The 12,580-nt window shown below is 69.6% G+C and carries 13 protein-coding genes; 6 read left to right on the top strand and 7 right to left on the bottom strand.

Features of this window, described 5'->3' with window-relative positions:
• Window positions 1-852, bottom strand: coding sequence for a bifunctional 5,10-methylenetetrahydrofolate dehydrogenase/5,10-methenyltetrahydrofolate cyclohydrolase (locus ACFYTQ_RS15650; protein ID WP_387361076.1), 852 nt, complete (start codon window positions 850-852; stop codon window positions 1-3).
• Window positions 853-1,078: 226 nt separating this feature from the next.
• Here ACFYTQ_RS15650 and ACFYTQ_RS15645 point away from each other — a divergent pair, with 226 nt between their 5' ends.
• Window positions 1,079-1,948 carry a YdcF family protein gene (locus ACFYTQ_RS15645; RefSeq protein ID WP_387361074.1) on the top strand — a complete coding sequence of 290 codons (870 nt, stop codon included), beginning with the start codon at window positions 1,079-1,081 and terminating at the stop codon, window positions 1,946-1,948.
• Window positions 1,949-1,987: 39 nt separating this feature from the next.
• Window positions 1,988-2,779: a putative protein N(5)-glutamine methyltransferase gene (locus tag ACFYTQ_RS15640; protein WP_387361072.1), complete on the top strand. Its 792-nt coding sequence runs from the start codon at window positions 1,988-1,990 to the stop codon at window positions 2,777-2,779.
• A 221-nt stretch (window positions 2,780-3,000) separates the two neighbouring features.
• Here the strand turns inward: ACFYTQ_RS15640 and ACFYTQ_RS15635 are convergent, their stop codons facing one another.
• The 4 genes from ACFYTQ_RS15635 to ACFYTQ_RS15620 form a co-directional block, all read right to left on the bottom strand.
• The gene (locus ACFYTQ_RS15635) at window positions 3,001-3,489 is read right to left on the bottom strand and encodes a hypothetical protein (protein WP_387361070.1); all 489 of its coding nucleotides are present in this window, start codon (window positions 3,487-3,489) and stop codon (window positions 3,001-3,003) included.
• Between the two features lie 65 nt (window positions 3,490-3,554).
• Window positions 3,555-4,799, bottom strand: coding sequence for a hypothetical protein (locus tag ACFYTQ_RS15630; RefSeq protein WP_387361068.1), 1,245 nt, complete (start codon window positions 4,797-4,799; stop codon window positions 3,555-3,557).
• 462 nt (window positions 4,800-5,261) lie between these two features.
• A complete protein-coding gene (locus tag ACFYTQ_RS15625) occupies window positions 5,262-6,401 on the bottom strand; it encodes an SPFH domain-containing protein (RefSeq protein WP_387361066.1) in 1,140 nt (379 codons plus the stop codon).
• A gap of 95 nt (window positions 6,402-6,496) precedes the next feature.
• Window positions 6,497-7,030 carry a MarR family winged helix-turn-helix transcriptional regulator gene (locus ACFYTQ_RS15620; protein WP_387361064.1) on the bottom strand — a complete coding sequence of 178 codons (534 nt, stop codon included), beginning with the start codon at window positions 7,028-7,030 and terminating at the stop codon, window positions 6,497-6,499.
• A 46-nt stretch (window positions 7,031-7,076) separates the two neighbouring features.
• Between ACFYTQ_RS15620 and ACFYTQ_RS15615 the strand changes: the two genes are divergently transcribed.
• From ACFYTQ_RS15615 to ACFYTQ_RS15600, 4 genes are all read left to right on the top strand, one after another.
• Window positions 7,077-7,445: an antibiotic biosynthesis monooxygenase family protein gene (locus ACFYTQ_RS15615; RefSeq protein ID WP_387361062.1), complete on the top strand. Its 369-nt coding sequence runs from the start codon at window positions 7,077-7,079 to the stop codon at window positions 7,443-7,445.
• Window positions 7,446-7,585: 140 nt separating this feature from the next.
• Window positions 7,586-8,440: a fumarylacetoacetate hydrolase family protein gene (locus tag ACFYTQ_RS15610; RefSeq protein ID WP_387361327.1), complete on the top strand. Its 855-nt coding sequence runs from the start codon at window positions 7,586-7,588 to the stop codon at window positions 8,438-8,440.
• Between the two features lie 31 nt (window positions 8,441-8,471).
• A complete protein-coding gene (locus ACFYTQ_RS15605) occupies window positions 8,472-9,395 on the top strand; it encodes a VOC family protein (protein ID WP_387361060.1) in 924 nt (307 codons plus the stop codon).
• A gap of 11 nt (window positions 9,396-9,406) precedes the next feature.
• On the top strand, window positions 9,407-10,957 hold the full coding sequence (locus tag ACFYTQ_RS15600) for a bifunctional 3-(3-hydroxy-phenyl)propionate/3-hydroxycinnamic acid hydroxylase (RefSeq protein WP_387361058.1): 1,551 nt from the start codon (window positions 9,407-9,409) through the stop codon (window positions 10,955-10,957).
• Between the two features lie 9 nt (window positions 10,958-10,966).
• Here the strand turns inward: ACFYTQ_RS15600 and ACFYTQ_RS15595 are convergent, their stop codons facing one another.
• Both ACFYTQ_RS15595 and ACFYTQ_RS15590 read right to left on the bottom strand, forming a co-directional pair.
• Window positions 10,967-11,668: a GntR family transcriptional regulator gene (locus ACFYTQ_RS15595; RefSeq protein ID WP_387361056.1), complete on the bottom strand. Its 702-nt coding sequence runs from the start codon at window positions 11,666-11,668 to the stop codon at window positions 10,967-10,969.
• Window positions 11,669-11,752: 84 nt separating this feature from the next.
• Window positions 11,753-12,574: an SDR family NAD(P)-dependent oxidoreductase gene (locus ACFYTQ_RS15590; RefSeq protein WP_387361054.1), complete on the bottom strand. Its 822-nt coding sequence runs from the start codon at window positions 12,572-12,574 to the stop codon at window positions 11,753-11,755.
• Window positions 12,575-12,580: the final 6 nt, after the last annotated feature.

Below are 12,580 nucleotides of genomic sequence, written 5' to 3'. Positions count from 1 at the left end.
TCAGCCGCGGGCCGCCTCGGCGGCCCGCACCACGTGCGCCATCAGCAGGGCGGTCGTGACGGGCCCCACCCCACCGGGTACCGGGCTCAGCGCGGCCGCCCTGCCCTGTACCGACTCGGCGTCCACATCGCCCACGATGCCGCCGTCCGGTCCCTCGTTCGTGCCGACGTCGATGACCACCGCGCCCGCCCGCACGTGCTCGCCGGTGATCAGGCCCGCGCGGCCCGCCGCGGCGACCACGATATCGGCGGCCGAGGTGACCGCGGGCAGGTCGGTGGTGCGGGAGTGGCACACGGTGACGGTCGCGTTCTCGGCCAGCAACAGCTGCGCGAGCGGTTTGCCGACCACGTTCGAGCGGCCGACCACGGCGACGTGCCTGCCGCTCAGCGGGATGTCGTGAAACTTCGCGAGTTCGACCACGGCCTGCGCGGTCGCGGGCGGGAAGCCCGGCAGGCCGGTCGCGAGCAGGCCCAGCGAGTGCGGGCTCACGCCGTCGACGTCCTTGGCGGCGGTGATCGCTGAGCTGACGTCGGCCAGGGCGACGCCCGCGGGCAGCGGGGTCTGCAACATGACGGCGTCCACGGCCGGGTCCCCGCTGAGTTCCGCCAGCGTCGCGCGGATCGCGTCGGCGCTCGCGTCGGCGCCGAGATCGACTGTGTCGCAGGCGATTCCGAGTTTACCCGCGGCGCGTTGCAGCGACTTCACGTACCACCCGCTGGCCGGATCGTCGTTGGCCACCACCAGCACCAGCCGCGGCGCGGCGCCCGAGGCGGTGAGGGCGGCGGCCCGGTCGGCGGTAGCGGCGTTGAGGTCGGCGGCGAGTTGCTTGCCGGTCAGCGAGGTCGTGTCCACGGGGATTCAGCTTATCGGGCGCGCCGGTCGGGGCGGCGGTCGGCGCGTGCTTGCCGCTATTCGGCCGCTAACGGCGGGGTTCGCCGTTTCACCGCTACGTCGCCCGAAGACGCCGGGCACAAATCCTGGATCGGCACGCCGGTCGGTCGTATCGTGGGTTCGATCATTCCCGAGCCAATTTTCAGCAACACGTACGAACCCGTCTGCGGGAAAGGTGTCGACTGCTGTGAAGATCGCATGGCGCATGAAATATCTGCTCGCGGCCTCGGCCGCGGTCCTCGTCGCCGCCGGGCCCCTGGCTCCCGCGGCGACCGCCGAACCGGATATGCCGCTCTACAATTCGGCCCAGACCAACTTCCTCAACGGCAACGAGTCGGCCGGGCTGGCCGATCTGGCCCAGCTGCTGCTCGAACATCCCGACGACGCGCAGGCCCTGGCGTTGCAGGCCATCTGGTCGGACTACACCGGCGATCTGATCACCCGCGAACTGGCCTTGAGCCGCCTCAACGCCGTGGACGCCGGACTGGCTCAGGGTACGCGAAACGTGTTGGGCGCCATCGGCGCCGCGGTCGGCACGCTGCCCAATCCGCTGCCCGCGCTCATCGGACCGGGCACCGGCATCGCGGTCCTGGGCTACGGTCTGCTGCCGGACGGCACGATGCGGCCGGAGCTGGTCAACCGGCTCACCGCGGCGTGGATCCAGGCGATCGCCGCGCCGTGGGCCCCGATCGTGGTGACCGGAGGCAACCCGCAGAACGGGGTCGCCGAGGGCGCGGCGATGGCGGGTTGGCTTGTGGCGCACGGCATTCCGGCCGACCGGGTGCTGGTCGAGGATCGGGCGGGGTCGACGGTGCAGAACGCGCTGTACAGCACGCGGCTGCTGCGCGACGCCGGGGCGACGAGCGCGGTGGTGGTGACCTCGCCGAATCATATTCGGCGGGCGGTCGCGGACTTCATGGTGGCGGGGACTCGGGTGGTCGGGGCGATGACGTCGTTGGATCAGCTGGTGTCGCAGTTGCCGCCGCCGAATCGGGCGGGGCAGCGGGGGATTTACCTGGATGCGACGCGGACGTTTCTGTTGCCGTCGGAGCGATAACCGCTTGGCTCGGTGGGCGAGGGTCCGGAGAATGAGCCGGTGATCGCACTGGATATCGACGCGCTGGCCGCCCGGTTGCGGGCGGCTGGTTGCGTTTTCGCGGAGGAGGAGGCGGAGTTGCTGGCGGGGGCGGCCTCCTCGCCGGGTGAGTTGGAAGACCTTGTGGCGCAGCGGGTTTCCGGGGTTCCGCTGGAGTATGTGCTGGGGTGGGCGGAGTTCCACGGGTTGCGGGTGCGGGTGGCGCCCGGGGTGTTCGTGCCGCGGCGGCGGACGGAGTTCCTGGTCGATCGCGCCGTCGCGCTGGCGGCCGGACTCTCCCATGTGGTCGTCCTCGACTTGTGCTGCGGCACAGGCGCTCTCGGCCTCGCCGTCGCCACGGAACTCACCGCCGCGGGCGCCACGGTCGAACTCACCGCGAGCGATATCGACCCCACCGCCGTCGCCTGCACCCGCGCCAACCTCGCGAATGTCACCGCATCCGTCTTCGAGGGCGACCTCTTCACCCCCTTCCCCACCACCTTGGCGGGCCGAGTGGACCTCCTCCTCGCCAACACCCCCTACGTCCCCACCGCCGAAGTCGCCCACATGCCCCCCGAGGCCCGCGACCACGAACCCCGCACCGCCCTCGACGGCGGCCCCGACGGCCTGGACATCCTGCGCCGAGTAGCCGCCTCCGCCCGCCCCTGGCTCTCCCCCCGAGGCCACCTCTTCGTCGAAACCAGCACCCGCCAAGCACCTTTGGCGGCCCAAATCCTCACCGCCCACACCCTGACCCCCCACATCACCCACTCCGAAACCGCCACCATCGTCACCGCAACCCCCACCCCCTGACCCCACCCCCGAGCCCCTCAACCCAGCCTTCCTCGAAGGAACTGCTGCACGGGCCACGCTCTCGAGGGGGTACGGCAGTACAAGCCGCACCCCTTATTTGGATCCGCACACGTTGTATGGCCTTGTAACGGGTGCGGATTCGAATAAGGGGTGCGGCTGGGTTGCCGTGCTTTCTCTGGAGGTATGGCGTTGGGGGCCGTGCTCTTGGAGGTGTGGTTGGGTCAGGTGGGGTTTTGGGGGTTCGGGGTTTCGGGGAGGGGGGTGGGGAGGCTGGCTCGCAGGGCGGTGAGGTCGGGTTTGGTTGTGGCGGTGGCGTAGTCGGTGACGGCTTGTTCGATGGCTTCGACCGCTCGGGTGGCTTCCGCGAGGTGGGAGGCGCTGTGGGTGGGTGGGAGGTTGGCGAGGGCCGAGAGGTGGTCGTCGAGGGCCAGGGCGGATTGTTCGAGGCTGGTGCGTAGGTCGACGCTGGCGGCGGTGGGGTAGGCGGGGGCGGAGTGGAGGGTGCGCATGGCGTCGCGGAGGCGGCGGTGCAGGCGGGGGGCCGGGTCGTGGGAGCGTGACCAGTCGGCGGGGGCGCGGGTGGGGACGCCGGGGATCAGCTCGTTGTCGAGTTCCATGCGGCGGTGCTGGTGCCGGGCGATGACGACGAGGACGGCTATCGCTCCGGCGGCCATGATCAGGGCGGCCAGGAGGATCAGGGCGAGGATCACGGGGTCACCTCCGTGGGTCGGGTGTTCGTATTGCCGAGTGCGCCACAGTGATCGGGGATCACGCCTTACCTCCGTCGACTGGGTGGAGTGCGCACGCTGGTGTGGTGTGCGCCGTGACGGTGCAGGGCCGAGTAGATCACCAGGGCGAGGATCACGGCCAGGACAGCGGCGGCGATCGCGAACGCGATCTTGATCTTGCTCCAGGGGCGGGCGCCGGAGACCTCTCCGGTGAGGCCGTTGATGTAGACCTGGAAGGGCTTGTCGGCGTAGATCACCGTGAGCAGCCAGATCGGCAGCAGGAGGTGCTTGTACGCCAAGGCGTTCCAGTTCGAGCGCAGGGAGTGGATGCGCTGCTGGTCGCCGCCGATATCGGCGCGGACGGTGTCCTCGATGACCTCGGTCATGGTCGCCTGGGCCTCGGGCAGCAGCTCCTCGACGTCGCGGTCGTAGGTCCGGGCCAGATGTCCGGCAAGGTATTCCGGCGAATAGCCGGTGGCGTCGGCGACCGGCCACGGCTCCAGCGCCTTGATGCGCGATCGGTCGACGGTGTCGTTGGCGAGCACCGGGACGTCGACGAAATCCCGCGCGACCTCACCGGCCACCGGATACCACCGCACGCGCGTGACCGTCTGGGTGTTGCCGTCGTCGTCGCGGTAGCTCTCGGTGTACTCGATGCCGCGTTCGCCCTCGTACCAGCTGTAGGTCTGCGCGTCGTAGGTGAAGTAGGCGTGATACACGGGCGCGAACGACCCGGTCCGCTTGTACTTCTTGAAGTCGTTGGGCGCGAACCATCGTCCCGCGACCCACTTCTCGACCAGCTCCCGTGCCCGCTTCTCGTCCACCCGGAACGGCACCACACCGTCCACCGGCAATCGCGCGGGCGCGTTGTGCACGTCGTCGCGCTGTACCGGGGTAGCGCAGTAGGGACACCGCGTGGCGGTCAACGTCCCGACGAACGCCGTCTCACCCCCGCAGCTCTGGCACTTGACCTCCCACTCGCCCGTGATCACCGGCCCCGACGCACTCTCCTGCCGGGCCCGCAACCTCCCCATCTCCTCCACCAGATCCCGCGCCACCACGGCCTCGCGCGCGGCATGGATCTCCTCGTACACCCCGCAACTGGGGCACCGCAGTTTCTGACTGGCGATATCGAAGTTCAGCTGTCCCCCACAGGCGCCACACGGATACGTCCGAGTCCCCTCGGTCCGATGCAGCATCGCCCGATCCACCGGCCCCCGCTCGCGCACCTCCCCCCGCACCTGTTCCGCACCGTCCACTCCCGCCGCACCGAGGGCGATCGAACCCGCCACGGCCGCAAGGGCATTCGGCAACGGCGGAGGTACCGGAGCACCGGGCAGCGGCGGCGGGGCCACGGGCGGTACGGGTCCACGTCCCGGCAACGGCGGAGGGACGGGAGCACCGGGAAGTGGCGGCGGGGCCACCGGCGATACAGGGCCGCGTCCCGGCAATGGCGGCGGCCCCGAGGCACGCCCCGGCAGCGGCGGCGGAACCGACGCGCCCGGCGAGGGGACTCCGCCACCCGCCGGGACTCGCGTATCAGGTTGCGCGGGAACGCGATTCGGCAGCGGCACGGAGGGGGCGGGACCCCGGCCCGGCAGCGGAGGCGGTGTCGGGAACGGCGGGGCGGGCGGGACGGGCTCGCGGCCCGGCAGGGGCGGTGGCCCCGAGGGCCGAGCGGCGGGTGGTGGCGTGCCTGGGTTGCCCGGCCGCTGCGCGCGGTCGGGTTCGGGGTTGTTCAATGGCGGGCCTGTCTACTCGGCCGGGGGTGGGGTGGTGGGGAGGGGCGGCGGGGTGCTGAAGAGGGACTGGAGGGTCGGGATGGTGTTGGCGGCGGCCCAGGCGGGCATGCCGGTGGTCCAGACGTTGGTGTGGGGGGTGAGTTGGCCCGTGGTGGCGTACTGGCGGAGCTGGTCGGTCGAGAAGGGCCCCGCGGCTTGGCCGTTCAGTTCGATGTGGAACTGCGCCTGGGTGGGCAGGGGTGGGGGTGCGGCGGCGGGGGCCGGTTGGGGGGCGGTGAAGGATCCGGCCATCTGACCGCCGAGGGCCACGCCCATGCCCGCTTGCAGAGCGGCGCCGAATGCGCCGCCGCCGTTGGGGTTCTCGGCCGCGGCGAGCATGGCGTCGGCGGCCTGGGCCTGCTGATACCGGTTGAGGTCGCCGACATTGCTGAGGAAGCCGCCCGCCTCGACACCGCGGGCGACGCCGCGGGTCATGGCCTGCTGGATCTCCTCGGGCAGGGAGATGGTCATGGTGACCGCGTCCACGCCCAGGCCGAACGACTGCACCCGCTGGGCCACGAATTCGCGCAGCCGCTCGGACAATTCGACCTGACGGCCTTGCAGATCGATGGCCCCCAGCCCGGAGGCGAGCACCATGTCCGAGAACGCCAGCGCGATATTGCGGCGCAACAGGTCCACGATCTGCTCGGTGTCCACGACGCTCTCGGTGCCGATCACCTGCCGCAGGAACACCGCGGGATCGACGACCCGCACGATCGAGGTTCCGTTGGCCCGGACCTGAACCATGCGGAAGTCGGGGTCGCGCACCGTGACCGGTTGCGGTGTCCCCCACCGCACATCGGTCACCGGCCGGGTGTTGATGTAGTACACCTCGGACCGGAACGGGCTGTCGAACCCGTACTTCCAGCCCTGTAGCGTCGACATCAGGGGCATGTTCTCGCTGGTGAGCGTGTAATGCCCCGGCTCGTACTGATCGGCGAGCTGGCCGCGGTAGACGAACATCGCCCGCTGGCCCTCGCGCACGATCAGCTCGGCGCCGTTCTTGATCTCGTTCTCGTGCCGCGGGAAGCGCCACGCCAGCGTCGTGTTCGTGTCATCGAGCCACTCGATGATGTCGACGAACTCGCCGCGAATCATATCCATCAGGCCCATGCCCGGTTTCCACCCTCCGTAGTCGTGCGAAGGGCATATCGGACCGGTCGCGACGGACGTTAATGGGTTTGCCGGGCGGGTCGCATTCGCGGCCTTCAGGATTGGGCACGGGGACGATCGAGGACGACGCGCTCGCCGGGGTTCGAAGTCGTGCGCGGGGCGCGGCGCCGTCGTTGCAAGCCGGGATGGACGCCCGGCGGTAGCCCGGCGTGCGCGGACGCGCGGCGCAGCAACCGGATCAGTTGGGCGCGTTCGTCGGCGTCGAGGGGCGCGAGGATCTCCTCCTCGACGGCGTCGGCCTCGGCGGTGGCCGCGGGAAGCAGGTCGTGGGCGAGGTCGGTCAGGTGGACCGCGTGGGCGCGGCGATCGTCCGGATGCGGGTAGCGCCGCACCAGCCGGAGATCCTCCAATTCGTCGATGAGGCCGACCATCGCGTTGCGGTGGACGTTCATCGCGTCCGCGAGTTCCTGCTGGCTGCGGCCGTCGGCGCTCGCGAGGTGGGTGAGGATGCCGAAATGGGCAGGCTCCAGCCCGAGCGAGGCGAGCCGCGCGGTGAATCGGAGCGAGACGTGGTGACCGATCTGGGACAACAGGAAGACGCCTCGATCGTCCAGGGGCTGGTTCGGCACGATTCCACGATAGCAACTCAGCAAGATTGTCATCTAACATGACAATATGACTCTGCCTACCGGACATACGGTGGCCGCCACCGACCAGCCCGTCACCCTGATCAACGCCTTCTCGGTGCCCACGTCGCAGAAGGATCGGTTCCTGAGCCGCTGGAAGGACAACGCGCGCTTGATGGCGTCCGCGCCGGGATTCATCCAGGCCCGGATGCTGCAAGCCGTCAGCGACAAGGCCGAGCTGACCTTCGTCAACGTGGCCGAATGGCGAAGCGGCACAGCGCTGGACGCGGCCCGGACGAATCCGGAATGGCAGCAATCGATTCGACGGTTGATCGAGGACCCCGACCTCGATGTCACCGCGCGCCCCATGGTCTACCGGACCGCGATCGACGTCGCGCCGGGCGACGAGCTGCCCTGACACGACCGCCCGGACTCGGAGGGGGTCGGGGCGTTCACATTACGAAAGCCCCTTGTGTTATCGAAACTGCATCGCTACTTTCGAAAGTGTTCCACAACACACCGGGTTACGACCCGGCCCTCACTCCGGGAGTACGCATCGTGCGCTTCGCCAACATCTCCGACCGTCTCACCCTCATCACCCCCTCCGACGTGGCGGTCGATGTCGAGCGAGCCAGTGCGGGCGCGTTCGGCGCGCGGGTCCAGGACGCGTACGAGCGATGGGACGAATTACGTTCCCTGGCCTCGACTCTGCTGGACTCCCCGGGCACACCGCTCGCCGACATCGCCCCGGAGGACTTCGGGAATCCGGCGCCGCGGCCCCGCCAGATCTTCGCCATCGGGCTGAACTACGCCGATCACGCGGCCGAATCGAATTTCGCCGTGCCCGAGGAGCCGCCGGTCTTCACCAAGTTCGCGACCTCGCTGGGCAAGCCCTACGGCACGGTCGTCCTGCCGCCGGGCCATGTGGATTGGGAGGTCGAACTGGTCGTGGTGATCGGTCGCGGCGGTCACCGCATCGCGGCGGAGCACGCGTGGGGCCATGTCGCCGGACTCGCTGTGGGACAGGACCTTTCCGAGCGTGACCGCCAGCGGGTCGGCCCGGCCCCGCAGTTCAGCATGGGCAAGTCGTTCCCCGGCTTCGGCCCGATCGGCCCGCTGCTGGTCACCCCCGACGAGTTCGACGACCCGGACGATCTCGAACTGGGCTGCCTGGTCAACGGCGAGCAGATGCAGAAGGGCAAGACCGCGGACATGATCTTCCCGGTCCCCGAACTCATCGCCCGGCTCTCGGCGATCACCCCCTTGCTGCCCGGCGACGTCCTCTTCACCGGCACCCCCGAGGGCGTCGGCATCGGCCGCACCCCGCAGCGCTTCCTCTCCCCCGGCGACGAACTCGTCAGCTATGTCCGCGGCATCGGGGAGATGCGCCACCTCATGGTCACCGATCACTGAGTCCCACAGAGAGTTTCGAGGAGGAGCCGCAATGGCGCTGCACCGACTGTCCTCGGTCACGATCGGGGTGCCCGACCCGACCGCGACGCGCGACTACTACACCGAATTCGGGCTCTCCCCCGCCGCCGACGGCTGGCTGGCGACCACCGACGGCGGGAATCAGCTCCGGGTGGTCTCCGCGCCGTCCCGGCGACTGGTCGAAATCGTGATCGGCGCGGACGATCCCGACGATCTCGACGCCGTGCAGGCCCGGCTGACCGCGCTCGATGTCCCGGTGATCCGCACCGCCGACGCCGTCGCGGCCCACGAGCCGATCGCCGGATTCCGCGCGGTCGTGCGCGTCGCGGACCGCATCCACCAACCCATCGCGCCGTCCATGAGCTACAACGGTCCCGGCCGGGTGGAACGCCGAGACGTGCGAGCCCCGGGCATCCTGCGCACCGACCCGGTGCGTCCGCGCAAACTCGGGCACGCCGTGGTGGGCACCGTGGATCTCGACGCGACCCGCCGATTCTTCACCGAGGGACTGGGTTTCAAGCTCTCCGACGAGATCGTCGGTCACGGCGCGTTCCTGCGCTGCTCCACCGACCACCACAACGTCCTGGTGTTGCGGGCCCCGGTGAACTTCCTGCACCACACCTCGTGGCAGGTCGACGACATCGATGAGGTGGGCCGCGGCGCGACCGCCATGCTCGCGGGTAATCCGGAGCGCCATGTCTGGGGACTCGGCCGCCACCACGCCGGTTCCAACTTCTTCTGGTATCTGAAGGATCCGGCGGGCAACTTCTCCGAGTACTACTCCGATATGGATTGCATTGTCGACGACCAGCTCTGGACCCCGGAGGCGCTCGAGGGCGCGCGCGGTCTGTTCAACTGGGGGCCGCCACCCCCGCCGTCGTTCCTGCATCCCGAAGACCTCGCCGCGCTGATGACCGGCGCGCACCACGCCGGGTAGCGGGAGATACGGTGACAGCGAACAAGATTCACGACGTGGCGATCGTCGGATTCGGTCCCGTCGGGCAGCTGCTGGCGATTCTGCTCGGCCGCCGCGGACACGATGTGCTGGTGCTCGAGCGCTGGCCGCAACCCTACGACAAGCCGCGCGCGGTGCATTTCGATCACGAGATCGGGCGCGTCTTCCAGGCGGCCGGGGTGTCCGACGAGGTCATGGCCATCACCGATCCGGTGCCGGACTTCTACGAGTGGCGCAATCGCGACGGCACCCCCCTGGTCCGCATCGACTGGAGCGGTATCGGCGAAAGCGGTTGGCCGACAGCGAATTTCTTCTCCCAGCCCGAGCTCGAGCGGGTGCTGGCCAAGGCGGCCGAGGCCCTGCCCACGGTGAGCGTGCGGCGCGGAGCCGAGGTCGGCGACCTGTCCGAACACCCCGACCACGTCGAACTCACCACCACCGACGGCGCGCCCGTCGCCGCTCGCTGGGTGATCGGGGCCGACGGGGCGAACAGCCTCGTGCGCCGCCATATGTCCGCCGCCGCCACCGATCTCGGCTTCTTCTTCGACTGGCTCATCGTCGACACCGTCCCGCACGAGCGGCGGACCTGGTCTCCGATGAACTGGCAGCTGTGCGACCCCGCCCGGCCCACCACCATCGTGTCGGGCGGACCCGGCAGGCGCCGTTGGGAATTCATGCGGCTGCCCGGCGAGACCATCGCCGAACTCGACACCGTGGACACGGCGTGGCGGCTGCTCGAACCGTGGGGCCGCCATCCCGGCAATACGACCATCGAACGGCACACCGTCTACACCTTCCAGGCGCGCTGGGTCGACACCTGGCGCTCCGGTCGGCTCCTGCTGGCCGGTGACGCCGCCCATCTCATGCCACCGTTCGCGGGGCAGGGCATGTGCTCGGGGCTGCGTGACGCGCTGAACCTGGCCTGGAAGCTGGATCTGGTGTTGCGCGGCACCGCGAGTGCCGCGCTGCTCGACACCTACGGCACCGAACGCGGCGCGCACGTGCGCCACGCGATCGACATGTCCATCGCGCTGGGCGAGGTCATCTGCGTCCTCGACGAAGACGTCGCGGCGCAACGGGATCGACGCATGATCGCGGGCGGGGCGGATCCGGCGCGGGTTCTGCCCGCCGGAGCGCCGCCCGTTCTGGTAGACGGTGTGCTGCAACGGCTTCCGGACGGACGGACAGCGCCGTCGGTCGGTCACCTCACGCCGCAGTACCGCCTGTGCCGCGACGGCACGACCGCGTTGCTCGACACGTTCACCGGATTCGGATTCACCGTCTTGGTCGACGGACCCGCCACGGACCTGCTCGCGCCCGAGCACCGCCGGTTCCTGGACGAGATCGATGCGACGGTGATCGAGCTGACCCCCGAACCGACCGACCACGGCTACGCCGACGTCGAGAACGGCTACCTCCCGCACATGCGCGAACACCGGCACCTCGCCGCGATCATCCGGCCGGACTTCTACCTGTTCGGCGCCGCCCACGACGCCGCCGAGCTCGCCGACCTCATCGATCAACTGCGGGACCGGCTGCGCTGACCGGTGCGGCTATCCGAGATCGGCCGCCGCCGAATTCGGTTCGTCCGGTGCGCAACTGATCAACAACTGCGCGGTGTGCGCGATGTGATCGCGCAACAGCTCCTGCGCGCGGACCGCGTCCCGGGCGACCGCGGCCGCGAGCAGGGCGCGGTGCTCGCCGGGCAGGTCGCGATCGGGCTCGTTGCCGAACGACACCGACCATTGCAGATACAGTTCGGCCTCCTGACGCAGGGCCAGCGCGGTGTCCAGCAGCCGCCGGTTGCGGCATCCGGCCAGCAGGGCCCGGTGGAAGGCCCGATGCGCCGCCGACCACTCGTCGGTCGGGTGGGCGGGGTCGGCGGGATCGCGGTAGGTGGTGCGCTCCAGGAAGTGGTGCGCCGCAATGGCGTCCGCTTCCCAGCGCACATCACCGTCGAGCACGGACAGCTTCAGCACCAGCGACTCGACCTCCACCCGCGCCTGCGTCAGATCCGCGAGGTCCTCGTGCGAGAGCGAGCGCACCAGATACCCCTGGTGCGCCTTGGCGGTCACGAGCCCCTCGGCCGCCAGCCGGGTCAACGCCTCGCGGGTCGCGCCCACGCTGACCTTGTACCGCTCCGACAGCTCCGGGAACTTCAGCCGCGACCCGGGAACCAGACGGCCGCCGAGGATATCGGCGCGCATGGCCTGGTAGATGCCGTCCGTGCGGGTCGTACCGCCGCTCTTCGCCATACGATCACCGTAGCACCATACGAAACCGTATGGCATTATCGAAACTTCACCGACACTTTCGAAAGTGCCGCTCGCGGGCCGCGTCTACCGACCGGTGAAGTCGTCCATCGAGTGGTAGACGCCGACGAGGTTGAGATAGAAGTCGCGCACCTTCAGCGGCAGCAGTCCGGTGATCGCCCGGTTCATCCGCGACGTCCACGGCATGACCACCAGTGGCCTGCCCTTCTTCATTCCCGACCAGGCCGTCTCCACCGCGTCGTCCTGATCGATGATCGGGGTGAACCAGAAACCCTTGGCGCCCTTGAACATTCCGGTATCGATGTAGGTCGGGCAGAACGTGGTGACCTTCACATGTCCGTTGCCGGACTGTTCGAGCTCGAGCCGCACCGAGTCCGACCAGCCCAGGGCCGCCCACTTGGAGGCCGCGTAGACGCTCATGCGCGGGTTGGACACCAGGGCCGCCGAGGACGCGATAGTGAGCACCCGGGCCGGGGCGCGCCGGGCCACCATGTCCGGCAGGAACTCGAGCGTGATGTACATCGGCGCGAGCGAGTTGATCGCGACGGTCTTGTCGATGTCGGCGCGCTCGGTGGTCTCCCAGAAGTAGCGGTTGCCCCGCACGATGCCCGCGTTGTTGATCAGCACGTCCAGCACGCCGACGGCGGCGCGGGCCGCGGCGGCGGCCTCGGCGATGGCGTCGCGATCGGACACGTCGACCACCGCGGAGTGAATCGTGGTGCGGCCCAACGCGGTCAGCTCGGCGGCGGTCTCCTTCAGCGCCTGCTCGTTGACGTCCCACAGCACGACGTCGGAGGCGCCCTCGCGCACGGCGCGTTCGGCGAACGACTTGCCCAGACCCATGGCCGCGCCGGTGACCAGCACCGTCCGCCCGGCTACCGACTCCATATCCGA

This window comes from Nocardia sp. NPDC004068 (assembly GCF_042874315.1).
Taxonomy (GTDB): Bacteria; Actinomycetota; Actinomycetes; order Mycobacteriales; family Mycobacteriaceae; genus Nocardia.
The sequence above is the reverse complement of the archived record's forward strand: the minus strand, read 5'-3'. Positions and strand labels throughout refer to the sequence as shown.

Bases quoted from the DNA above. Each gene is read 5' to 3' on its own strand.
- ACFYTQ_RS15625 (WP_387361066.1), bottom strand. From the start codon at position 6,401: ATGGGCCTGATGGATATGATTCGCGGCGAGTTCGTCGACATCATCGAG.
- ACFYTQ_RS15615 (WP_387361062.1), top strand. From the start codon at position 7,077: ATGACTCTGCCTACCGGACATACGGTGGCCGCCACCGACCAGCCCGTC.
- ACFYTQ_RS15605 (WP_387361060.1), top strand. From the start codon at position 8,472: ATGGCGCTGCACCGACTGTCCTCGGTCACGATCGGGGTGCCCGACCCG.
- ACFYTQ_RS15595 (WP_387361056.1), bottom strand. From the start codon at position 11,668: ATGGCGAAGAGCGGCGGTACGACCCGCACGGACGGCATCTACCAGGCC.
- ACFYTQ_RS15590 (WP_387361054.1), bottom strand. From the start codon at position 12,574: ATGGAGTCGGTAGCCGGGCGGACGGTGCTGGTCACCGGCGCGGCCATG.